The sequence below is a fragment of the Flavobacterium sp. AK-301 genome (assembly GCF_058310215.1).
On the sequence record NZ_JBZEES010000012.1, the window covers coordinates 1 to 23,777 of the forward strand.

At 32.1% G+C, this 23,777-nt stretch carries 18 protein-coding genes; 6 read left to right on the forward strand and 12 right to left on the reverse strand.

The genetic code is table 11. The annotated features are described in order from the left end of the window. Both AC4FQX_RS13070 and AC4FQX_RS13075 read left to right on the forward strand, forming a co-directional pair. On the forward strand, positions 1-3,123 hold a 3,123-nt coding region (locus AC4FQX_RS13070; RefSeq protein ID WP_491168157.1), incomplete at its 5' end, for a T9SS type A sorting domain-containing protein. Positions 3,124-3,524: 401 nt separating this feature from the next. Next, positions 3,525-6,818, forward strand: coding sequence for a T9SS type A sorting domain-containing protein (locus AC4FQX_RS13075; protein WP_491168158.1), 3,294 nt, complete (start codon positions 3,525-3,527; stop codon positions 6,816-6,818). 13 nt (positions 6,819-6,831) lie between these two features. Here AC4FQX_RS13075 and AC4FQX_RS13080 read toward each other — a convergent pair whose 3' ends face one another. Beyond that, positions 6,832-7,131, reverse strand: a complete 300-nt coding sequence (locus AC4FQX_RS13080; RefSeq protein WP_491168225.1) for a YceI family protein — start codon at positions 7,129-7,131, stop codon at positions 6,832-6,834. A 271-nt stretch (positions 7,132-7,402) separates the two neighbouring features. On the opposite strand from AC4FQX_RS13080, the gene AC4FQX_RS13085 reads away from it, so the two are divergent. Next, positions 7,403-9,898 (forward strand): leucine-rich repeat domain-containing protein, encoded by a 2,496-nt coding sequence (locus AC4FQX_RS13085; RefSeq protein ID WP_491168159.1) that lies wholly within the window; start codon positions 7,403-7,405, stop codon positions 9,896-9,898. Between the two features lie 170 nt (positions 9,899-10,068). On the opposite strand, the gene AC4FQX_RS13090 is transcribed toward AC4FQX_RS13085, so the two are convergent. From AC4FQX_RS13090 to AC4FQX_RS13105, 4 genes are all read right to left on the reverse strand, one after another. Continuing rightward, positions 10,069-10,599, reverse strand: a complete 531-nt coding sequence (locus AC4FQX_RS13090; RefSeq protein ID WP_491168160.1) for a YceI family protein — start codon at positions 10,597-10,599, stop codon at positions 10,069-10,071. Positions 10,600-10,752: 153 nt separating this feature from the next. Continuing rightward, entirely contained in the window at positions 10,753-11,472 is a 720-nt protein-coding gene (locus AC4FQX_RS13095) for a pirin family protein (RefSeq protein ID WP_491168226.1), read from the reverse strand. Between the two features lie 407 nt (positions 11,473-11,879). Next, entirely contained in the window at positions 11,880-12,491 is a 612-nt protein-coding gene (locus AC4FQX_RS13100) for a Crp/Fnr family transcriptional regulator (RefSeq protein WP_491168161.1), read from the reverse strand. Positions 12,492-12,517: 26 nt separating this feature from the next. Next, positions 12,518-13,456, reverse strand: coding sequence for a hydrogen peroxide-inducible genes activator (locus tag AC4FQX_RS13105; protein ID WP_491168162.1), 939 nt, complete (start codon positions 13,454-13,456; stop codon positions 12,518-12,520). 94 nt (positions 13,457-13,550) lie between these two features. Between AC4FQX_RS13105 and AC4FQX_RS13110 the strand changes: the two genes are divergently transcribed. Both AC4FQX_RS13110 and AC4FQX_RS13115 read left to right on the forward strand, forming a co-directional pair. Next, positions 13,551-15,071 carry a catalase gene (locus AC4FQX_RS13110; RefSeq protein WP_491168163.1) on the forward strand — a complete coding sequence of 507 codons (1,521 nt, stop codon included), beginning with the start codon at positions 13,551-13,553 and terminating at the stop codon, positions 15,069-15,071. A gap of 20 nt (positions 15,072-15,091) precedes the next feature. Continuing rightward, positions 15,092-15,622, forward strand: a complete 531-nt coding sequence (locus tag AC4FQX_RS13115; RefSeq protein WP_491168164.1) for an ankyrin repeat domain-containing protein — start codon at positions 15,092-15,094, stop codon at positions 15,620-15,622. Positions 15,623-15,700: 78 nt separating this feature from the next. Here AC4FQX_RS13115 and AC4FQX_RS13120 read toward each other — a convergent pair whose 3' ends face one another. From AC4FQX_RS13120 to AC4FQX_RS13130, 3 genes are read right to left on the reverse strand one after another with little or no spacing between them, the layout of a single operon-like run. Next, complete coding sequence (locus AC4FQX_RS13120) at positions 15,701-16,081, reverse strand: DUF4878 domain-containing protein (protein WP_491168165.1); 381 nt, start codon at positions 16,079-16,081, stop codon at positions 15,701-15,703. Positions 16,082-16,098: 17 nt separating this feature from the next. Continuing rightward, on the reverse strand, positions 16,099-17,283 hold the full coding sequence (locus tag AC4FQX_RS13125) for a pyridoxal phosphate-dependent aminotransferase (protein ID WP_491168227.1): 1,185 nt from the start codon (positions 17,281-17,283) through the stop codon (positions 16,099-16,101). 32 nt (positions 17,284-17,315) lie between these two features. Next, positions 17,316-18,410, reverse strand: a complete 1,095-nt coding sequence (locus AC4FQX_RS13130) for a fatty acid desaturase family protein (RefSeq protein ID WP_491168228.1) — start codon at positions 18,408-18,410, stop codon at positions 17,316-17,318. A 119-nt stretch (positions 18,411-18,529) separates the two neighbouring features. Here AC4FQX_RS13130 and rsmG point away from each other — a divergent pair, with 119 nt between their 5' ends. Further along, complete coding sequence (gene rsmG, locus AC4FQX_RS13135) at positions 18,530-19,159, forward strand: 16S rRNA (guanine(527)-N(7))-methyltransferase RsmG (protein WP_491168166.1); 630 nt, start codon at positions 18,530-18,532, stop codon at positions 19,157-19,159. A gap of 406 nt (positions 19,160-19,565) precedes the next feature. On the opposite strand, the gene pruA is transcribed toward rsmG, so the two are convergent. The 4 genes from pruA to AC4FQX_RS13155 all read right to left on the reverse strand — a co-directional run bounded on the left by pruA (position 19,566) and on the right by AC4FQX_RS13155 (position 23,738). Then, on the reverse strand, positions 19,566-21,191 hold the full coding sequence (gene pruA / locus AC4FQX_RS13140) for an L-glutamate gamma-semialdehyde dehydrogenase (protein ID WP_491168167.1): 1,626 nt from the start codon (positions 21,189-21,191) through the stop codon (positions 19,566-19,568). Between the two features lie 219 nt (positions 21,192-21,410). After that, positions 21,411-21,860 (reverse strand): GNAT family N-acetyltransferase, encoded by a 450-nt coding sequence (locus tag AC4FQX_RS13145; protein WP_491168168.1) that lies wholly within the window; start codon positions 21,858-21,860, stop codon positions 21,411-21,413. Positions 21,861-21,978: 118 nt separating this feature from the next. Then, positions 21,979-22,365 carry a Co2+/Mg2+ efflux protein ApaG gene (gene apaG, locus AC4FQX_RS13150; protein WP_491168169.1) on the reverse strand — a complete coding sequence of 129 codons (387 nt, stop codon included), beginning with the start codon at positions 22,363-22,365 and terminating at the stop codon, positions 21,979-21,981. 122 nt (positions 22,366-22,487) lie between these two features. Further along, on the reverse strand, positions 22,488-23,738 hold the full coding sequence (locus tag AC4FQX_RS13155; protein ID WP_491168170.1) for a type IX secretion system plug protein: 1,251 nt from the start codon (positions 23,736-23,738) through the stop codon (positions 22,488-22,490). Between the last annotated feature and the right edge of the window lie 39 nt (positions 23,739-23,777).

The window sequence follows — 23,777 nt, forward strand, 5'->3', positions numbered from 1 at the left end:
TATTTGTTTTTTGTTTTGTTTTTATTGTGCAGTAGCATACAGGCACAAACATATCATGAAGATGATAAAGAAGGATTGCGTGTTTTTCTTCGTCAGCCAACGGATAAACCGGGACAACTAAATCTGCATGTCTTGGGTTTAACCACAGCAGACACTTTAAACTGGAGTACCTCAGAAGCATGGGTTGGTAAACTAAGATCAGGGTATTCTTCTATCTGTACATGGAATACAACATCTCCCAAGCGATTAATAAAATTATATGTGAGTAATTATCCTAATGATAAATTATATGGGATATTAGATGCAGGTAAATTTATTTTTTTAGAATATTTGAATTGTGGTATTAACAAGTTAACGAATTTGGATATTTCCAAGAATGCAAAATTAACCCAATTAGATTGTTCTCAGAATCAGTTAACGAATTTGGATGTTTCCGGAGCTGTTAGTTTAACCAGTTTGAGTTGTTCTAATAATCTGTTAACAAGTTTAGATGTTTCCAAGAATGTAAAATTAACCAAATTGGATTGTGGTTATAATTTATTAACAATTTTGGATTTTTCCAAGAATGTAAATTTAATCAGTTTGGGTTGTTCTGGAAATCAATTAACAAGTTTAGATTTTTCCAAGAATATAAATTTAACAAATTTGAAATGTGCTTCAAATCAATTAACAAGTTTAGATGTTTCCAAGAATATAAAATTAACCGATTTGTATTGTACTTCAAATCAATTAACAAGTTTAGATTTTTCCAAGAATATAAGTTTAACCAAATTGGATTGTGGCTCTAACAAATTAACAATTTTGGATTTTTCCAAGAATGTAAATTTAGAATCTTTGGATTGTTCTAGAAATCAGCTAACAATTTTGGATTTTTCCAAGAATGTAAACTTAACCAGTTTGGTTTGTTGGTTTAATAAGTTAACGAATTTGGATGTTTCCAAGAATGTAAAATTAACCAGATTGGAATGTTGGATTAATAAGTTAACGAATTTGGATGTTTCCAAGAATGTAAATTTAGAATTTTTGAATTGTTTTGATAATCTGTTAACAAGTTTAGATTTTTCCAAGAATATAAATTTAGAATATTTGTATTGTGGTTCAAGTCAATTAACGAATTTAGATGTTTCCAAGAATATAAATTTAACAAATTTGGATTGTGGTTCAAGTCGTCAATTAACGAATTTAGATGTTTCCAAGAATATAAATTTAACAAATTTGAATTGTGGTTCAAGTCAATTAACGAATTTAGATGTTTCCAAGAATATAAATTTAACAAATTTGTTTTGTGGTTTTAATCAGTTAACGTCTTTGGATGTTTTTAAGAATGTAAATTTAACAAATTTGCATTGTGGTTTAAATCAATTAACGAGTTTGGATTTTTCTAATAATGTAAACTTAACCCAATTGGATTGTTGGTCTAATCAGCTAACAAGTTTAGATGTTTCCAAGAATGTAAATTTAAAATATTTGAATTGTTCTGATAATCTGTTAACAAGTTTAGATGTTTCCAAGAATGTAAATTTAATCAGTTTGGGTTGTGTTTCAAATCAGTTAACGAGTTTGGATGTTTCCAAGAATACAAAATTAACCGGTTTGAGTTGTAATTTAAATCAGTTAACGAGTTTAGATGTTTCCAAGAATACAAAATTAACCGGTTTGAGTTGTGATTCAAATCAATTAACAAGTTTAGATGTTTCTAAGAATACAAAATTAACTGGTTTATATTGTTCTTCAAATCAGTTAACAGGTTTAGATGTTTCTAAGAATGTGAAATTAATTAATTTAGAATGTTCTTATAATTATTTTACATTTTTGGATTTGTCTAATATGAAAAGTCCATCTTCTTTATATACGTTTTATTATGCCCCTCAAAAGGCTATTGAAGGGGGCATTATAGATGCCGGACAGGAAATAGATTTAAGTCATGAATATTCGATTAAAGGTAATACAACAGTATATAACTGGTATACCGAAACAGGTGTTCCAATAGAGTTGAAACAGACGGTCAAAGGGAAGTTTATTGCCGGAAAAACCTATGACGGAACAACCCTTATTTGTAAAATGACGAATGCTAGTTATCCCGGTTCACGTTATTGGGATAGAGGAGAATCAAATTCCTTAAATTATTTTGATCTTGTTATAGAATATCGTATAACGATAAAAGATAACAGAAAAGAGGAATTAGAAGACCATTTAGTGATACAAACACCAACAGAGTATCTTTATGAAGTAGCGGTAGGCAAGGAATTTCAGGTTCAGGCAATGGTTTCAAAAAATCAGGGACAGGTAAAAATAGGTTTGTTTGATAATAATGGTATTTTCTATACTAATATTACACTTTCCGGAAAAGGGAAGAGTTATAGCTGTAAAATACCGGAGAATATTTCGAAAGGAAAATATATTATCCAGCCGTATATAGAAAAAGACGGAACGAAAAAAGTCATTGTGCGTCCGGAAGGATCACATCTGATTGATAAGTTACCCATTACTGTTTTGGGAACAGGAGGAGCTAATTTAAAAACTGCAACCGTATTAAAACATTTACAGTTGAAAACAGCAAAGGACAATCTTTTTCAGGTAGAAATAGAACAGTCTTTTCAGGTATATCTGCCTTCCTCAGAGACTACTACCCGTATTGGATTATTTGGGTTAAACGGTGTTTTTCTAACTGATATTACTATTGCTAAAAATAAGTATACTTATAAGTGCGAAGTGCCTTTTGAAATCAATGAAGGCAATTATATTGTTATGCCGTATACTGTAGAAGATGGAGCCGTGAAAATAGCAGAAAGAGAAGAAGGATATGATCTAATTGATCGTCTTCCATTATCCATAATAGAAGGCGATATATGGGGATGGGGATATAAGTTAGCTTCGACACAAGAAGAAGTCGCAAAAACAACAGCACTTACAATCTATCCGAATCCGGTAATGGATATTATCTATATCAGTGCACCGGACAAAATTGAAAAAGTAGAGATTTATAACTTGAACGGACATTTGGTTCAACAAGAAAACCAACCAGATCAAGGAATATCCGTTGGAAATCTTCAAAAAGGTGTTCATGTTTTAAAAGCCTATACTTCCAAAGGGATAACCAGTCATAAAATAATAAAGAATTAAAGCGTCTTTTGTTTTAGAAAAAAAATAAAAATAAATATTATTTATAGTTCGTCCGGTATTCGATTATATTCAATCGAATACCGGACTTTTTTATTTATCCGGATTTCTGTAGAGCTTTCAAAAACGTATAGAAATTATAGGCTAATATTATTTGTGTATTGAATATATTCTTATCTCATTTTCAAAAAGTAAAATCCATAAAGATTTTTAACGCATTGTGTCTATTTTTATTTTTCCAATTTATTACAACATATTGTTTTATATGTTTTTATAAAACAAATAATATAACAAACGATCTCTGTTTGTTATTAAATTAACAAAGAGGTTTATTTTTATTTTGATAATTAAAACATTATTTTCGTTTAATTAACTTAATCAGTGTTTTATTTAAATTTATTTTTATGAAAAAAATATACTATTTGTTTTTTATTTTGTTTTTATTTTGCAGTAGCATACAGGCGCAAACGTATCATGAAGATGATAAAGAAGGATTGCGTGTTTTTCTTCGTCAGCCAACGGATAAACCGGGACAACTAAATCTGCATGTCTTGGGTTTAACCACAGCAGACACTTTAAACTGGAAGACTTCAGAAGCGTGGGTTGGTAAATTGAAAATATTGGATAATAATTCTTCTGGTGTTGTCTGTACATGGAATACAGCATCTCCCAAACGACTAATGAAATTAAATGTATTTTGTTCTACTGGTTCCCAAAATAAATTATACGGAGCATTAGATGCTTGTAAATTTGTTTTTTTAGAATCTTTGAATTGTTATAATAATAAGTTAACGAGTTTGGATGTTTCTAAGAATTTGAAATTAACCGAATTAAATTGTAGTTTTAATCAGTTGACGGTTTTGGATGTTTCTAAGAATGTAAACTTAACCAGATTGGAATGTTGGTATAATAAATTAACAAATCTGGATGTTTCCAAGAATGTAAATTTACTCAACTTGATTTGTGGTGGTAATAAGTTAACGTTTTTGGATGTTTCCAAGAATGTAAAATTAACCGAATTAAATTGTTCTAATAATCCATTAATGAATTTAGATCTTTCTAAGAATATAAAATTAACTGAATTGAATTGTTGGTATAATAAATTAACGATTTTGGATGTATATAAGAATGTAAATTTAACAAAATTGAATTGTTATAATAATAATTTAACGGTTTTGGATGTTTCTAAGAATGTAAATTTACTCAATTTGGATTGTTCTAGTAATCTATTAATGAATTTAGATCTTTCTAAGAATATAAAATTAACTGATTTGGATTGTTGGTCTAATAAATTAACAAATCTGGATGTTTCCAAGAATGTAAATTTGCTCAAGTTATATTGTGTTTCAAATTCATTAACGAGTCTGGATGTTTCTAAGAATGTAAGTTTAGAAAATTTGAGTTGTTATGAAAATCAGTTAACGTCATTAGATGTATCTAAGAATGTAAATTTACTCAACTTGATTTGTGATGGTAATAAGTTAACGAGTTTGGATGTTTCTAAGAATATAAAATTAACTGATTTGGATTGTCGGTCTAATTCATTAACGAGTTTAGATGTTTCTAAGAATGTAAATTTAATTGGTCTGGATTGTGGTAGTAATAAGTTAACAAGATTGGATGTTTCCAAGAATGTAAAATTAACTAAATTGGATTGTTCTCGGAATCAGTTAACGAGTTTGGATGTTTCCAAGAATGTAAATTTAGCAACTTTGGATTGTAGCTCTAATCAGTTAACGAGTTTGGATGTTTCTAAGAATGTAGATTTAAAATCTTTGTATTGTTGGTCTAATTCATTAACGAGTTTAGATGTCTCTAAGAGTGTAAATTTAATTGGTCTGGATTGTTATGATAATAAGTTAACGAGTTTGAATGTTCCAAATAGTTTAAAAGTTTTAAGTTGTGGTTATAATCAGTTAACAGTTTTAGATGTTTCTAAGAATATAAATTTAGAGAGTTTAAGTTGTGATTCAAATCTGTTAATAAGTTTGGATGTATCTAAGAATGTAAAATTAGAGGGTTTATATTGTGATTCAAATCTGTTAACAAGTTTAGATGTTTCCAAGAATATAAAATTAACCAAATTGCATTGTGGTTCTAATAAGTTAACAAATTTGGATGTGTCTAATAATGTGAAATTAACGAGTTTGAAATGTTTTTTAAATCCGTTAACAATTTTGGATGTATCTAAGAATATAAATTTAGAATATTTGGTTTGTTTTAAAAATCAGTTAACAATTTTGGATGTTTCCAAGAATGTAAAATTAACCAGTTTGAGCTGTACTTCTAATTTGTTAACAAATTTAGATGTTTCAAATAATTTACATTTATCTTATTTATCTTGTGGGTTTAATTCATTAACGTCACTAGATTTTTCAAAGAATGTAAAATTAACAACCAGTCTGTGGTGTACTGATAACCATTTTATGTTTTCGGGTTTATCTAAAATAGAAAGTTTGCGTCCTTCGTTTCATGTGTTTTACTATACGCCTCAAAAACGTATTGAAGGAGGGTTTATAGATGCCGGAAAGGGAATTGATTTAAGTAGTGAGTATTCTATTAAAGGTAATACAACAGTATATAGTTGGTATACCGAATCAGGTGTTCCGATAGAGTTGAAACAGGTTGCTAAAGGGAGGTTTATTGCTGGAAAAACCTATGATGGAGCAACTCTTACTTGTAAAATGACTAATGTCGCATATCCTAAGCTTATTGTTGATTATCGTATAACGATAAAAGATAACAGAAAAGAGGAATTAGAAGACCATTTAGTGATACAAACACCAACAGAGTATCTTTATGAAGTAGCGGTAGGCAAGGAATTTCAGGTTCAGGCAATGGTTTCAAAAAATCAGGGACAGGTAAAAATAGGTTTGTTTGATAATAATGGTATTTTCTATACTAATATTACACTTTCCGGAAAAGGGAAGAGTTATAGCTGTAAAATACCGGAGAATATTTCGAAAGGAAAATATATTATCCAGCCGTATATAGAAAAAGACGGAACGAAAAAAGTCATTGTGCGTCCGGAAGGATCACATCTGATCGATAAGTTACCTATTACTGTTTTGGGGGCAGGAGGAGCTAATTTAAAAACTGCAATCGTATTAAAACATTTACAGTTGAAAACGGTACAGAACAATCTTTTTCAGGTAGAGGTAGAGGAGTCTTTTCAGGTATATCTACCTTCTTCAGATAATACTACCCGTATTGGATTATTTGGGTTAAATGGTGTTTTTATAACTGATATTACTATTGCTAAAAATAAGTATACTTATAAGTGCGAAGTACCTTTTGAAATTGTTGAAGGCGATTATATTATCATGCCGTATACTGTAGAGGATGGAGTTGTAAAAATAGCAGAACGAGAAGTAGGGGCTAATTGGATAGATCGTTTGCCATTATCCATAATAGAAGGTGATATATGGGGATGGGGATATAAGTTAGCTTCGACACAAGAAGAAGTCGCAAAAACAACAGCACTTACAATCTATCCGAATCCGGTAATGGATATTATCTATATCAGTGCACCGGACAAAATTGAAAAAGTGGAGATTTATAACCTGAACGGACATTTGGTTCAACAAGAAAACCAACCAGATCAAGGAATATCCGTTGGGAATCTTCAAAAAGGTGTTCATTTTTTAAAAGCCTATACTTCCAAAGGGATAACCAATCATAAAATAATAAAGAATTAAAGAGTCTTTTGTTTTAGAGAAAAAGTCCGGTATTTATCAAATACCGGACTTTTTTATAGTTGATTTTTTTGTAGAATTGGAGAGTCTCGTGAAGTTTACATAAGGTTAAGTCACCTGCCAGTTCATAATTATGTTCATCAATTTTAGAAAAAGAAGAGGCTTTAAAAGTTATTTTAGGATTGTTTTCTGCATCAAAGAAATTAGCACTTCTCAAGTGATTGTCTCTGTCTGCATTTTTCTTATCAACAGAAGCAACGTCAGCTGTGAAATCAATAGCTACATTTTTAAAATTATCATCTGTTGTTGCTATAATTTTTTAATAGTTGATAGTTTGTTCTACTTACTTTGAACCTCTGCAACTTTGAGTCTTTGTAGCTTTTATAGTTTTTAGCTTTATATTTTTAACTGGTGCTACGTAAGGTTCTCAAGGTTATTTCTAAATATTTAGTATTAAAAGTAAATACTTAAATCTAAATTAATAGTAATTTTTATTTTTTATTAATTAATTAATTGATATTGTTGTAAAATAATAACACTACATTCGTTATATTATGATTAATTTTTAAAACTTTAAAATTTATTTTATGAAAAAGAAATTACTATTTATGTTTTTTATGTTTTTCTTGTATAGTAGTATACAGGCACAAACGTATCATGAAGATGATAAAGAAGGATTACGTGTTTTTCTTCGTCAATCTTCAGGTTCTTCGAGTCAGCTCAATTTGCAGAGAGTAGGTTTAAGCATAGCGGATACCTTAGATTGGAATACCTCAGAAGCATGGATCGCTAAATTATCAAATCGTTGTATATGGAATAAAGCTTCTCCCAAACGATTAACAAGACTGAGTATATTTAGTTCTAATCTATCTGGAGCATTAAATACGGGCAAATTTCTTTTTCTAGAAGAATTATTTTGTCGTGGAAATTTATTAACAGCATTGGATGTTTCTAAGAATGTAAATTTAAAACATTTGGATTGTGAGTCTAACCAGTTAACGTCATTAGATGTTTCTAAGAATGTAAATTTAAAACATTTGGATTGCGTGTCTAACCAGTTAACGTCATTAAATGTTTTTGGAGCTACTAGTTTGGAGAATTTGAAATGTTATAATAATCAGTTAACGTCATTAGATATTTTCGGAGCTACTAGTTTAGAGAATTTGCAATGTTTTAATAACCAGTTAACATCATTAAATGTTTTTAATAATATAAAATTAAAGTATTTGAATTGTAGTTCAAATCAATTAACGAGTTTGGATTTTTTTAATAATATAAAATTAACCACTTTGGATTGTAGTTCAAATCAATTAACGAGTTTGGATGTTTCTAGTAGTCTGAGTTTGGTAACGTTGTCTTGTTATTCAAATCAGTTAACGAGTTTGGATGTTTCTAGTAGTCTAAGTTTGGTAACGTTGTCTTGTTATTCAAATCAGTTAACGAGTTTGGATGTTTCTAAGAATGTGAACTTAACCCATTTGGATTGTAGCTCTAATCAATTAACGAGTTTGGATGTTTCTGAGAATACAAAATTACCTAGTTTATATTGTTATTCAAATCAGTTAACGTCTTTGAATATTTCTGGGGCGACTCGTTTAGCTACTTTGAATTGTTATTCAAATCAATTAACGAGTTTGGATGTTTCTAAGAATGTGAACTTAACCCATTTGGATTGTAGCTCTAATCAATTAATGAGTTTTGATGTTTCTAAGAATGTAAACTTATATAATTTGGATTGTAGTTCAAATCAATTAACGGTTTTGGATCTTTCTAAGAATGTACGATTAAAGATATTAAAGTGTACTGATAATTATTTTATGTTTTTGGGTTTATCCGGTATGAAAATTTTGTGTTCTTCACTTTATCAGTTTTACTATTCACCTCAAAAGACTGTTGAAGGAGGGGTTATAGATGCTGATGAGGAAATTGATTTAAGTAACGAATATTCTATTAACGGTAATACAACGTTGTACAAATGGTATACCGAATCGGGAATACCAATCAAGTTGAAGTATGCCGTTAATGGTAAGTTTATTATTGGAAAAGGGCATGATAGAGTGACTCTTATTTGTAAAATGATCAATGCTGAATATCCTGATGTTGTTATAGGATATCGTATAACCATGCAAGATAACAGAAAAGAGGAATTAAAAGAGCATTTAGTTATAAAAACACCAACAGAGTATCTTTATGAAGTAGCAGTAGGTAAGGATTTTCAGATTCAGGCTGCAGTTTCAAGAAATCAGGAACAGCTAAAAATAGGTTTGTTTGATAATAGCGATGTTTTTTATGCTAACATTACGATTTCCGGAGAAGGGAAGAGTTATAGCTGTAAAATACCGGAAAATATTTCAAAAGGAAAATATATTATCCAGCCGTATATGGAAAAAGACGGAACGCAAAAAGTCATTGTGCGTCCAGAAGGATCCCATTTAATTGATAAGTTGCCAATTACTGTTTTGGGAGTAGAAGGGGCTAATTTGAAAGCGACAATCATATCAAAACATTTACAGTTAAAAACTGCACAGGATAATCTTTTTCAGGTAGATGTAGAAGAGCCTTTTCAGGTGTATGCTCCCTCTTCAGAGACTACTACCAGAATTGGATTGTTTGAGTTAAACGGTGTTTTTCTAACCGATATCACTGTTGCTAAAAATAAGTATACCTATAAGTGCGAAGTATCTTTTGAAATTGTTGAAGGCAATTATATTGTTATGCCGTATACCGTAGAGGATGGTGTAGTAAAAATAGCAGAACGAGAAGAAGGGTCTAATTTTATTGATCGTTTGCCGTTATCTGTAACAGAAGGTGATATATGGGGATATAAGTTGGCTTCGGTAGAAGAAGAAGTTGCAGAAACGACAGCACTTATAATCTATCCAAATCCGGTAATGGATATTATCTATATCAGTGCACCGGACAAAATTGAAAAAGTGGAGATTTATAACCTGAACGGACATTTGGTTCAACAAGAAAACCAACCGAATCAGGGAATATCCGTTGGAAATCTACAAAAAGGTGTTCATGTTTTAAAAGCCTATACTTCCAAAGGAATATCTAGTCATAAAATAATAAAGAATTAAAAAGTCTTTTGTTTTAGAATAAAAGTCCGGCATTTATCTAATACCGGACTTTTTTATAGTTGATTTTTTTGTAGAATTGGAGAGTCTCGTGAAGTTTACATAAGGTTGCTTTGAATACTGTAAACTGAATACTGTGACCGAGTACCGAATACTGTATGTTGTGAACTGAATTATTGTTTTATAAACTGTAAATCAATATTTAAACGTACCTCTTCGCTAACCAGAACACCACCGGTTTCTAAAGCTGAATTCCAGTTTAATCCCCAGTCTTTACGGTTGATTTTTCCTGAAATAGTTAAGCCAACTTTTGTATTTCCCCATGGATCGGTCATTAATCCGCTGAATTCTACAGGAAGTTTGATAAATTTTGTTACACCGCGTAAGGTTAAATCACCTGCCAGCTCGTAATTATGCGCATCAATTTTAGAAAAAGAAGAAGTCTTGAAAGTCATTTTAGGATTGTTCTCTACATCAAAAAAATCAGCACTTCTCAAATGATTATCCCGGTCTGCATTTCTGGTATCAACAGAAGCAACGTCAGTTGTGAAATCAATAGCCGCGTTTTCAAAATTATCATCTGTTGTTATAACAGAAGCGTCATATTTGTCGAATTTTCCTGAAACATTAGTAAACATCATGTGTTTTACTTTAAAACCGATTTCTGAATGTGTCGGGTCAATTACCCATTTTGTTGTTGCCATAATTTTTTAATAGTTGATAGTTTTTAGTTCTTAGTTTTGTCTTTAACCGCAAAGAACACAAAGATTTACGCAAGGTTCGCCAAGTTGTTTTGAATACTGAATACTTTAGTCTTTCTTCTTGACTCTTGGCTCTTGTTTCTTTTCTCTAACTCATTAGCTCAATAACATTGGCACTTCCATTAATAAAAATTCTGCATCCGAGTTTGCTTTGATATCCAGTGTTTCAAAATCCCATATACCAAAACCGTCTCTGGTATTTAAAACCTGATCACCAATCTGTATGTTTCCTTTCAGAACAAATACATATAGTCCGTTTCCTTTTTTATGAATTTTGTAAGTTGTCTCAAAGCTTTTATCAAATTTAGCAAGGTGAAACCATGCATCCTGATGAATCCATACCCCTGCATCTTTTGAGTCCGGAGATACAATTTGTTGTAGTTTATTATGTCTTTCCTCGGTATTTAAAGTGATTTGGTCATAACGAGGAGTTACATTTCTTTTATTTGGGAAAACCCATATTTGAAGAAATTTCACTTCGCTGTCTTTGTTTTTATTATATTCACTGTGTTGTACTCCGGTACCCGCACTCATTACCTGAATATCACCATTTTTTATTATGGTTTTATTCCCCATGCTGTCCTGATGTTCCAGATCTCCTTCTAATGGAATACTTATGATTTCCATGTTGTCATGAGAATGCGTTCCAAAACCCATTCCGGCAGCTACAGCATCATCGTTTAAAACACGTAATACGCCAAAACCCATTCTTTCCGGATTGTGGTAATTAGCAAAACTAAATGTGTGGAAACTTTTTAGCCAACCGTGATTTGCCAAACCTCTAGTATCTGCTTTGTGTAAAATTGAATTTTCCATGATCTTTGAATTTGTGTTCTGAATGTGATTGAACCCTATCGTTTCTTCTTTAACCGAAGTTTTATTTGCAAGGACAGTTCCGGTAATTACCGCACTTGTTCCCAATACACTTTTTCTGATAAAATCCATTCTGTTCATAACTGTTATTTTGATATAACAAAGATACAACAGCTTGAAAATGAATTTACTTAACCTACATTAAGAAATGCTCTTAATGTAGATTAGGAGTTATAATAATTGATAGTTGACAATTGACAATTGACAATTGATAGTTGATAGTTGATAGTTGATAGTTCTCAGCTTGTCTTTAACAGCAAAGGACAAAGATTGCCAAGGTGTTTTTGAATACTGAATACTGATAACTGATAACTGAGTACTGAGTACTGAGTACTGAACTACTGTATACTTTATATCTTTCTTCTTGACTCTTGACTCTTGGTTCTATCTTCTTTTAGTAATTGAGATTTCATTCTACTGAAAAATTCCGGAGTTACTCCTATATAAGAAGCAATTTGTTTTTGGGGTAAACAATGCACCAGATCAGAGTATTTTTTTGTGAATTTATCATAACGAGCTTCAGCAGTAAAGCTTAAATTATCGATCAGACGTTGTTGATTTGCGATCAGAGAGTTTTCGATCAGGATTCTGAAAAAGCGTTCCACTTTAGGAATGTCATGATACAAACGTTCCTGATTCTCTTTAGACAGTAGTATAACTTCTGCATTCTCATTAACTTCAATATATAACTGACCCGGGCGTTGTGAGAGATAGCTGTACATATCAGCAATCCACCATCCCGGACAAGCAAAACTGACCACATGTTCCGCTCCGCTTGCATCGATGTTATAACTCCGTAAAATTCCTTTCGTTACAAAATAAGAATTAATACAGACTTCGCCTTCTCTTAATAGAATCGTTTTATTCTTATATTTTTTGGTTTCTGTGAGGGATAGAAAATGAGATTGTTCCTCAGGAGATAATGAAATATGTTTAGCAATGTTTTCAAGAAGAAGGTTCATAGTTTATAATTGATTTGTATTTGATGTTACTTAAAAGACATGATTTTTTTATTCTCAATAGATAACATATTTTCCGGAATATTTTCCAGAATAGATTTTTTTAAGGCTTGTATAAGGTTCTTTTTTATAAAATGATGGTGATAAACGATGCCGATCTCTCTTACAGGCTCAGGAGATTCAAAAGTACTTATTTTATCTTTTTGTTCTGCGTCTAAAGAAAAAAGCGATAGTTCCGGTAATATTGTAGTTCCCATTTCTAAATCCACCATCCGTTTTAAAGTCTCTATACTTCCGGACTGATATTCTAAAATAGAAGAGGTATTATTCTTTCTTAATTCGCATAGATTTATGATTTGGTTGCGAAGGCAGTGTCCTTCCTCCAATAATAGAAGTTTATCCGGATTAATATCAGATGGGAGAATATATTTCTTTGTTACAGAAGGATTTTTTAGATTGCCTCCGTAGTGATAAAACTCCTCATAGAAGAGTGTTTCTTCTTTTAATTCTTTATCCAGTAGCGGAATTGCTAATATAGCAACATCAATATCTCCCTGTTTTAATTGTTTGATTATTCCATCAGTAGTTAATTCATTAATAACAAGTTTAGTCTCGTGATGTTTTTCCAGAAACTGTTTCAGAAATAAAGGCAATAGATAAGGAGCTAAAGAAGGAATTATACCAATTTTTAATTCTCCTTTTATTTCCCCACTACTTTCTTTTATTATTTCCTGTATTTGGTTGATTTCCTGTAAACTGATCTTTGCCTGTTGGATTACTTTTTCTCCAATATCTGTAGGCTGGACAGGGCGTTTACTTCTGTCAAATAAAACAACGCCTAATTCTTCTTCTAATTTCTTTATCATTTCACTAAGAGTCGCCTGAGTCACAAAACAAGCTTCAGAAGCTTTTAAAAAATGGCGATGCTTATTTAAAGCAATTATATATTCTAATTGTTGTATATTCATTACGTTAGGTTTTACCTATGTTGTTATAGTTAAAATCAGTTTGTATCTATTAAAATACAAATATACATTTGTTGGAATAAAACAAACAATAATTATGAAAGTAAAATTAACGTTACTTATTTTAGTGACCTCTGCAGGAGTATTATTTGCTCAGCAGAAACAAATCACGACAAATACCGGAGTTCCGGTTGGAGATAATCAAAACTCAAAAACAATTGGTCAAAACGGTCAGGTCTTATTAGAAGATTTTCATTTAATAGAAAAGTTAGCTTCTTTTGACAGAGAAAGAATTCCCGAAAGAGTGGTACATGCCAGAGGAGTAGGAGCTTACGGTGAGTTTGTAAGTTCAGCAGATTTTAGTAAATATACAGCAGCCTCTTTATTCTCACAAAAAGGAAAAGCAACCCCTGTTTTTGTACGTTTTTCTACTGTAGTACATAGTGCCGGTTCTCCGGAAACATTAAGAGATCCAAGAGGGTTTGCTACAAAATTTTATACAGATGAAGGGAATTACGATTTAGTAGGTAATAATTTACCGGTATTCTTTATCAGAGATGCTATAAAATTCCCGGATATGGTTCATGCTTTTAAACCGTCTCCAATTTATAATAAGCAAGATCCAGCCAGAGTTTTTGATTTCTTTGCTAATATTCCAGAGGCAACTCATATGTTGACAAGACTTTATTCTGATTATGGTATTCCGGCTAGTTATAGAGAAATGAATGGTTCCGGTGTTCATGCTTTCAAATGGATCAATGCATCAGGTGAAGCAGTGTATGTGAAATATACATGGAAATCATTACAGGGAGAAAGAAACTTAACGGCAGATCAGGCAGCAGTTGTTCAGGGAAAAGATTTCCAACATGCAACAGTAGATTTTTACCAAAATATTAAAAAAGGAAACTTTCCTTCATGGGAATTATATGTTCAGATATTAAAGGTTTCAGATTTAGATAAATTTGACTTCAATCCTTTAGATGCAACAAAAGTTTGGCCGGAAGATAAAGTAGCTTTACAATTAGTGGGTAAAATGACATTAAATAAAATTCCGGATAATTTTTTCCAGGAAGTAGAGCAGGCAGCTTTTTCCCCAAGTACATTAGTTACAGGGATTGAACCTTCTGAAGATAAATTGTTACAAGGACGTTTATTCTCTTATCCTGATACACAACGTTACAGAATAGGAGGAAACTTTCAGCAATTACCCGTGAATGCTCCAAAAGTTCAGGTAAACACTAATAATCAGAATGGTGCTTTTTCTACAAGAAAAATAAATGGAGATATTAATTATCAGCCTAGTGCTTCTCAGAATGGATTTGTCGATAATAATAAATACAATTATTCAAAATCTTCTTTCTCTAATGTAACAACAGTTCAGAAAAAAATAACAAAGCCGGATGATTTTACACAAGCGGGAGAATTTTATCGTTCCCTTTCTGAAACAGATAAAGTAAATCTGATTAAAAACCTTACAGGAGATTTAGGACAGGCAGACAAGGATGTGATTAGAAAAATGGTTGGATATTTTTACATGGCAGATTCAGATTATGGTAAACGTTTAGCAAAAGCATTAAACCTAAGCCGTGAAGAAGTAGAAAAAGTATTTTCTAAATAAAAACCGATATTTCCCTAAAGATGAAGAAAATCTATATACAGGTAGTTTATACCATGGCTATTTTATTTACTACTGCTGTTTTTTCTCAGGAAACTATTTTTTCAGCAGCCAGAAATAATGATGTAAATGAATTAAAAGCATTGTTAGTTCAGGGAACAGATATAAACAGTGTTGATGAAAGAGGAAGTACCGCTTTGATAATTGCCTGTTATAATGATAGCTATGATGCTGTTAAACTATTATTAGAAAGAGGTGCAGACCCAAATTCAAAAGACAAAATGGGAAACACAGCTTTAATGGGGGTCTGTTTTAAACGGATTAACAGAATAGCGGAATTGTTAATAAACCACTCTGAAATTGATTTGGATAGTAAAAATTACAATAATGCGACCGCTATGATTTTTGCAGCAACTTTTGGTGCAGATACGATTATAAAGTTATTGCTTGACAAAGGAGCAAATAAAAATATTCGTGATAATTATGGGAAAACAGCTTTAGATCATGCGATTCTTCAGGAAAATAAAAATAGTATTCAACTGTTATCAGAGTAATAAGTAATTAATAATGATAAAATCCCCAAGGTTAATACCGAGGGGATTTTTACTTTATAAGCATCTGAAAAAGAACTTTTATTTAGTAATAGAAGCTTTCCATTTACCATCGATCTTTACTAAGCTGATAGATTGTTCAGATTCGTCTTTGTTTTCTTTAGATTTATACTTTACAACAGCAACATTTCCATTTACTTCAGAAGATACTATTTCTATTGATATTTCTTGTTGTTTTGCTTCCTCAGCCATTTTTTCTCCTCCCATTTTCTCTACCATTTCAAACATGGATACAGTAGCGGGGTCGGCATACTCTTTTGCTTTAGCAAATTCCCCTTTTGTTGTATGTGATAAAAAGTTTTTTGCCACAGTTTCAGGAGTATCTCCTCCGGAGCAGGAAACAAATAGATTAAGAGTTATTATTCCCAGTATCAAACCAATTTTATTGACTTGTTTTCTCATTGTCTGTTTTTGTATTTTCAAGAAAGAGCTTCTTTAATTCTTCTAAGTGCTTCTGTTAGTATATCTTCACTGGTAGCATATGAAAAGCGGATACAGTTTGGATTTCCAAAAGCATCGCCGGTTACGGTTGCAACATTTGCTTCAGATAACAAGTACATAGAGAAATCCTCTGCATTGTTTATTTTAGTTCCTTTTAGTGTTTTGCCAAAGAAAGAAGAAATATCAGGGAATACATAAAAAGCACCTTCCGGAACATTGATTTTTACCCCGGGAATCTTTTGTAAAAGTCCCACAACAAGATCTCTTCTTTTATGGAATTCTTTTACCATCAGACCAATTTCATCAGAAGTAACGTCTAAGGCAGCAATAGTAGCACGTTGTGCAATACTGTTAGCACCGCTGGTTACCTGACCCTGCATTTTTGTACAGGCTTTTGCGATAAATTCCGGAGCACCCATATAACCGATTCTCCACCCTGTCATTGCAAAGGCTTTTGAAACGCCATTTACCGTTACTGTTCTGTCAAACATTCCGGGAATAGAAGCAATACTGCAGAAATTACCCGTAAAATTAATGTGTTCATATATTTCATCTGAAATAATGAATATATTAGGATACTTCTCCAGTACTTTTGCTAAGGCGGTGAATTCTTCTCTGCTATATACAGAACCACTTGGATTGCAAGGAGAACTGAACATTATTAATTTTGTTTTTGGAGTAATTGCCGCTTCCAGTTGTGTCGGAGTGATTTTAAAATCACTTTCAATAGAAGTAGGCACTTCAACAGGAATACCGTCAGCCATTTTTACAATTTCAAAATAACTTACCCAGTATGGAGCAGGTAAGATACATTCATCTCCTTTGTTAAGAAGAACCTGTGCTAAATTAAATAAAGATTGTTTTGCTCCTGTAGATACTACGATCTGTGAAGGCTTGTAATCTAAATTGTTTTCTCTTTTGAACTTTCTGCAGATAGCATCCTTTAATTCCGGATAACCGTCAACAGGAGAGTAGGTACTGTAATTTTCATGAATGGCCTGAATAGCAGCCTCCTTTATATAATCGGGAGTGTTAAAGTCAGGTTCCCCTATACTTAAACTGATAATATCTTTTCCCTGAGATTTTAATTCTCTTGCTTTTGCTGTCATTGCTAAAGTCTGAGAAGTAGTTAAACTGTTAATTCTATCCGAAAGCTGATTCATTGGTGTTGTTATTGTTTCCATAATTAAAATAGTTAAGCTAATGCCGCAGGTTTCATTCCCAGATCTTTCAGGTGTTTGAAATGTGCGATTATAGCGGCTCTTGTAGTTTTGAATTCATGATAAGGCAAGTTGTGCTCTATTGCCGTATCTCGTACAATAGAAGAAATCTTACCATAATGTATATGGCTGATATTTGGAAAAATATGGTGTTCAATCTGATGGTTCAGTCCCCCGGTATACCAGTTTACAATCCAGTTCTTTTTGGCAAAATTAGTAGTGGTATATAGCTGATGGATTGCCCATGTATTTTCCATTTCCCCCAATTCATTTGGCAGAGGATTCTCTGTTTCCTCAACAACATGTGCTAACTGGAATACCACGCTTAAAATTAATCCTGCGGTATAATGCATTACAAAAAATCCCAATAATACTTTCCACCAGGTAATCCCTAAGATCATAGGAACAAGCAACCATATAGAAAAATAAATTACTTTAGTAATCACTAATGTACTCCATAATCTAACAGGACTCGGAAACTCTCCGTAGGACAGTTTTCTTTTTACATAACTTCTCATTTGTTTAAAATCAGATGTAATAGCCCAGTTAAAAGTTAACAGACCATAAAGGAACACAGAATAGTAGTGCTGGAATCTATGAAATTTATGCCATTTTGCTTCGTTTGTAAAACGGATAATCCTTCCGGCATCCAGATCCTCATCATGACCGGGAATATTGGTATAAGTATGGTGCAGTACATTATGTTGTACCTGCCAGTTATATACATTACCTGCCAGAATATAGATGCTTGATCCCATACATTTGTTAAGCCATGTTTTTGAAGAATAAGAACCATGATTACCATCATGCATCACATTCATACCAACGCCAGCCATGCCGATACCAATAATGATATTAAGAATCAGATATACCCAGAAAGGCATATTTAAAGTTAAAATCAGAAAGTAAGGCGTTAAAAAGATCAGAAACATAATTACTGCTTTTACATGCAGTTTCCAGTTACCGGTCTTTTTTATATTATTTTCTTTAAAATAATCATTTACACGTTTGTTAAGTGTTCTGAAGAATTTTAAAGAATCTTGTCTTGAAAATGTAGGTGCTTCACTCATAATATCATCAAATACGTCAAAAGTTGAGATCAAAGGTAATTATTCTAAAGTTTTTAGTATGTATAAAAAGGTTAAAAATTTCCATACTAAAATTAGTACTTTTGTGAAAAATATATAAAATGGAAGAGATTGTTAAGTATTTTCCTAATTTGACAGAGGTTCAGAAAGAACAATTTCGCAAACTGGAAGAACTCTATCAGGATTGGAATGCTAAAATAAATGTTATTTCCAGAAAAGATATCGAAGCTTTGTATACAAAACATATTCTTCATTCTTTAGGAATAGCAAAAATTCAGGAGTTTAAGGCAGGAAGTGCTATTTTGGACGTGGGAACAGGAGGAGGCTTTCCCGGAATACCTCTGGCGATTCTTTTTCCCGAAACAAGATTTTATTTGATTGATGTTATTGCAAAGAAGATAAAAGTAGTACAGGCAGTAGCCGAAGCATTAGAATTGAAAAACGTAAAAGCAGAACAGATCAGAGCAGAAAATGTAAAAGGAGAATTTGATTTTATTGTTAGTAGAGCCGTTACCAATATGCCTGATTTTGTAACTTGGGTAAGAAGCAAGGTAAAAAAACAGCAGAAACACGAGCTTAAAAACGGTGTTTTATATCTGAAAGGAGGAGACCTGACAGAAGAATTGCAGGATTTTCCAAAAGCAACCCAGTATGATCTGAATACTTTTTTTGAAGATGAATTCTTTGAAACGAAAAAAGTAGTGCATCTGCCACTTAAATATAAAGTATAGAAAACGTCCCAGACTCGGGACGTTTTTTTGTTTTCAGAAATTTTATTTTTTTATTTCTTAACAGGATTTTTTTCTGTATCTATATGAAATTGTATAATAACCGATGTGATTGTACGTAATGTGGTTTGTAGAGATGCACAACTGTGCATCTCTACAAACCACAAATGTGAAACGAATATAAGATAACGTAATACTTTGCTTAGGTATCGATCAGGGAATAGTTAGGTTTATTAAAAAAAGTAAAGAAAATAGGTGTTTAAAAAGAACAAATAAAATATTCGGTATAATACCTAACAGGATAAAAAAGTCCTGTTAGGATAAGTGAATTTTCAGGTTGATAATTCAGACATAAAAAAAACGCTCCAGATTCTGGAGCGTTTTTTTTATGTCTGAATTCAGATTAGTATTAACCTAAAAACGGGTATCTGTAATCTGTTGGAGTTACAAATGTTTCTTTGATAGTTCTAGGAGAAACCCAACGTAATAAGTTCAGAATAGAGCCTGCTTTATCGTTTGTTCCTGATCCTCTTGCACCACCAAATGGTTGTTGACCTACAACAGCTCCAGTTGGTTTATCATTGATATAGAAGTTACCCGCACAGTTTTCCAGTGCTTTTGTAGCTTCTTCGATAGCATAACGATCCTGAGCAAAAACAGAGCCTGTTAAAGCATATTCAGAAGTTTCGTCTACTAATTTCAATGTTTCATTCCATTTTGCATCTTCATACACATAAATAGTTAATACAGGACCGAATAATTCAGTACTCATAGTTTCATATTTAGGGTTTGTTGTTACAATAACGGTTGGTTCAATGAAGTATCCTTTTGATTTATCATAACCACCACCCACAATGATCTCAGCATCAGAATCTTTCTTAGCCTGATCGATGTATTTTGCTAATTTATCAAAAGAACTTTCACTAATTACAGAAGAAACGTAGTTTGAAGTATCATTAGGAGCACCCATTTTCATACTTTTTACATCAGCAACTAATTGTTCTTTTACTTTTGCCCATGTTGATTTAGGTAAATACGCTCTTGAAGCAGCAGAACATTTTTGTCCCTGATATTCAAAAGCACCTCTTGCAAGAGCAGTTGCTACCTGAGCAGCATGTGCTGAAGGGTGAGCGATAACAAAATCTTTTCCTCCTGTTTCACCAACAATTCTTGGGTAAGTTTTATATTTTGAGATATTCGTTCCGATTTTTGCCCAAATATCATTGAATACTCTTGTAGATCCTGTAAAGTGGATACCTGCAAAATGTGGGTTGTCTAATAATGTATCTGTGATCATTCCGGAATCTCCGTAAATAACATTGATTACACCATCCGGTAAACCGGCTTCTTTAAATACCTCAACAATTACATTAGCAGAGTAGATTTGCGTTGCACTTGGTTTCCATACTACAACATTCCCCATTAAAGCAGGAGCTGAAGGTAAATTACCTGCAATTGCTGTAAAGTTAAAAGGAGTAATAGCATAAACAAACCCTTCAAGAGGACGGTGCTCTAAACGATTCCATACCCCATCTGTTGAAGTTGGTTGCTCATTGTAAATCTTGGTCATAAATTCTACGTTAAAACGTAAAAAGTCGATTAGTTCACAAGCAGAATCAATTTCAGCCTGATGTACTGTTTTAGCCTGTGCGATCATCGTTGCAGCATTGATTTTAGCACGGTAAGGACCTGCTAATAATTCAGCTACTTTTAAGAAAATAGCAGCTCTGTTTTCCCATGATGTAGCGGCCCATTTTGTACGAGCAGTTAAAGCAGTTGTAATAGCTTTTTCAACATGAGTTTTTTCTGCCAGATGATACGTTCCAACAACATGTTTAAAATCGTAAGGCGGATTTAAAGTTTTAGTATTTCCTGTTCTGATTTCTTCTCCTCCAATATATAATGGTACATCAACTGTAGCATTGAACATCTGTTTGTAAGCAGCAAGTACCTGTTCTCTTTCAGGTGAACCCGGAGCATATGATTTAACAGGTTCATTTATGGCTTTAGGTACTATAAAATTTCCTTTTGGCATGGTATACTAAGATTTTTATGAATAATAAATTATTTGCAACGCAAATATACGTAATGATAATTTAAAAAATTATAATTCAAAGAATTTACTAGAGATGCATTTTAATGTATCTAATATAGAGTAAGAAAAAGTAAAAAAAATATAGAAAATGAAAAGGAAGTTATAATTAGAATAGATTGGATTATTCAATAGTATCCCGGGAATAAAGACACCTTCATTTTATACACTGATTTCATAGATACGTGATTCTTCTTCCCAAGGATGATAACCTTGTCCAATATATTTAAAACCATATTTTTCATAATAACCAATATAGTCAGTACATAAATAGAGATGTATAAAACCAGCTTTTCTAGTGTCTTCTTTTGCTTTTTCAATTAAAAGTCTAGCATAAGCGTTGCCTCGATGATTTTCATCTATATAAACAGCACAAATCCAGGGATAAAGATCCATTCTACTTATAAAATCATTTGTTATAAGCCCTGCACAACCGATAATTTCATCATCTTTTTCTAATAAATACCATTGAGGGAGAGGATTAGCACTTTTAATACCATTACTTATACAGTTTTCATATATAATTGGACTAACTTCAGACCAACTATTTTGGAGATATTCAATAGCTATATCTTTATATTCAGGATTTTCTCTTACAGATATGACTTTCATGATAATTTTCGATTTATTTTTTGATGACTATAAATGAATCTTACTTCCTGAGAATAATAGAATTAGATGTTTTTCATGAGAGTTTTAATGGATCAGAAATTTAAATCTCAAAAGACTCTTAATTCAGAGCAAATGGTGTACTTAATTTAAAAGTAGGAATAATCACTCTGAATCTTTTCGTGGAAGTAAAATTGATTATACTAAAATAACCACGCATGGCTCCAAATGGGGAAGAAAGTAAACAACCGGAATCATAAATATATTTCTCACCAGGCTTAAGTACCGGTTTTTTCCCAACTACGCCTTCACCGTCGACAACTTCTTTTTCATTTAAAGAATCATATATTTCCCAGTGACGGGAAATTAGCTGAACAGAATCTTTACTCTGGTTTTCTATGGTAACCTCATAACTAAAGGCAAAGTGAATCTTGTAGTTTTTGAAGTAAGTCCCTTCAAAACTAGTCAAAACAGTGACTTTAATTCCCCTTGTTATTTGTGATACCATAAAAATCTAAATTCTGTGGTTTTATTACTAAAACACATTCTTTTTTCAAAAATACGATTTTTTTTCTAAAGAAAAACCTTCTTTCGCTGTTTGAATGATATTTAAGGGCTGTTTGTAAGATTCTAATTTATAATATCTTTAGAATTCGCAACACCTTTTCCGATAACACGGTCATAACGTTCACTGTTGGCACGATAATAAACTAGTACAAAATAATCATTTTCAGTTTGGTAAAAATTACCATCAATTGCGTTTTCATGATCTATTTTACCATCATAGATTGTGTATTCATAATTAGTAAAACCCTGCTTGATCATCACTGCTTTTTCATAGATGCCTCTATCGACATCATAATCCATTTTATATTCAGGTGTTTTCGAATAATTATTGAACATTCCGGTGATATAGATATCTTTTTTGCCAAAATATTCCGGTGCACTGAGCGTAAAATAAACCCAAGCATAATCTGCATCTACTTCATTGTTATTAGAAGCATTTAGATTTCGTACAACAAAGTTTCCGTTTATATCCGGATTATAGCTGTATGTTTTACTGGCTCTGGCCTGATGTCCATAGAGATATGTATTATATATTTCTTTAGAATCGACGTGGTTTACATTACCACTTAATCCCCGAATATCTTTGTTGTCAAAATATAAAAATTCGTTTCCTGCCCAAAACTGGGTCTCAGTATCATATTTATAAACAAGATCATTCCCTAAAGTATATTGTGGTTTGACATTGTAAATCGCATCATCCCATCTTCCGTTCTGCATCAATACCACTTTTACATTTTGTAAAGGATTCTGAAATAAAAGATTTGGAGAGTTGATAGTAAAGTTAAGGCTTTGTTTGAATTCTATAACATCGAGGTTTCTTGCTCTTTTTACTTGTAGAGGAACCATAACTAAATCCTCATATAAGATAAATCTTCTTGAGAATACAATTTCCCTGTCGGAGTTCAATATTTTTAAAATATAGTTTCCACTGATTTTAAGTTGTATCTGCTCATTTGGAATCGATAATCGATAATGAGAATAGAGCTGAAGTGTATTAAAAGAATTCTCGTAATCCTTTATTCTCAGATCATCAAATCCCTGCATATATTCGTTTTTTGCTATTGAAGTAGGTTTCCATTCATAGTCACAATGAGTTATGGTATAATAATAATCTGCTTCATTGCCAAACAGATCATCAAATTGTAACTGGAAATGATCTCCTAATCGGAAGAAAGGAACCATATTTTGTCTGTTCTGAACAAAAGAAACTGTTTTGATATTATAAGGAGGGGCGATTTCTTTCTCAATCTGCGCAAAAAGGCTTGTAAAACAGAAAAGTAGAAAGTATAATGAAGTATTTGTTTTTAATACCATAAGTTATTCTAATTAATTTGCAAAACGTTAATATAATAA

What these genes read in the sequence shown, in the direction of transcription:
- rsmG (WP_491168166.1), top strand. Translation starts at nt 18,530, where the DNA reads ATGGAAGAGATTGTTAAGTATTTTCCTAATTTGACAGAGGTTCAGAAA.
- AC4FQX_RS13085 (WP_491168159.1), top strand. Translation starts at nt 7,403, where the DNA reads ATGAAAAAGAAATTACTATTTATGTTTTTTATGTTTTTCTTGTATAGT.
- AC4FQX_RS13095 (WP_491168226.1), bottom strand. Translation starts at nt 11,472, where the DNA reads ATGGAAAATTCAATTTTACACAAAGCAGATACTAGAGGTTTGGCAAAT.
- AC4FQX_RS13120 (WP_491168165.1), bottom strand. Translation starts at nt 16,081, where the DNA reads ATGAGAAAACAAGTCAATAAAATTGGTTTGATACTGGGAATAATAACT.
- AC4FQX_RS13090 (WP_491168160.1), bottom strand. Translation starts at nt 10,599, where the DNA reads ATGGCAACAACAAAATGGGTAATTGACCCGACACATTCAGAAATCGGT.
- AC4FQX_RS13125 (WP_491168227.1), bottom strand. Translation starts at nt 17,283, where the DNA reads ATGAATCAGCTTTCGGATAGAATTAACAGTTTAACTACTTCTCAGACT.
- apaG (WP_491168169.1), bottom strand. Translation starts at nt 22,365, where the DNA reads ATGGTATCACAAATAACAAGGGGAATTAAAGTCACTGTTTTGACTAGT.
- AC4FQX_RS13115 (WP_491168164.1), top strand. Translation starts at nt 15,092, where the DNA reads ATGAAGAAAATCTATATACAGGTAGTTTATACCATGGCTATTTTATTT.
- AC4FQX_RS13075 (WP_491168158.1), top strand. Translation starts at nt 3,525, where the DNA reads ATGAAAAAAATATACTATTTGTTTTTTATTTTGTTTTTATTTTGCAGT.
- AC4FQX_RS13130 (WP_491168228.1), bottom strand. Translation starts at nt 18,410, where the DNA reads ATGAGTGAAGCACCTACATTTTCAAGACAAGATTCTTTAAAATTCTTC.
- AC4FQX_RS13110 (WP_491168163.1), top strand. Translation starts at nt 13,551, where the DNA reads ATGAAAGTAAAATTAACGTTACTTATTTTAGTGACCTCTGCAGGAGTA.
- pruA (WP_491168167.1), bottom strand. Translation starts at nt 21,191, where the DNA reads ATGCCAAAAGGAAATTTTATAGTACCTAAAGCCATAAATGAACCTGTT.
- AC4FQX_RS13155 (WP_491168170.1), bottom strand. Translation starts at nt 23,738, where the DNA reads ATGGTATTAAAAACAAATACTTCATTATACTTTCTACTTTTCTGTTTT.
- AC4FQX_RS13100 (WP_491168161.1), bottom strand. Translation starts at nt 12,491, where the DNA reads ATGAACCTTCTTCTTGAAAACATTGCTAAACATATTTCATTATCTCCT.
- AC4FQX_RS13145 (WP_491168168.1), bottom strand. Translation starts at nt 21,860, where the DNA reads ATGAAAGTCATATCTGTAAGAGAAAATCCTGAATATAAAGATATAGCT.
- AC4FQX_RS13105 (WP_491168162.1), bottom strand. Translation starts at nt 13,456, where the DNA reads ATGAATATACAACAATTAGAATATATAATTGCTTTAAATAAGCATCGC.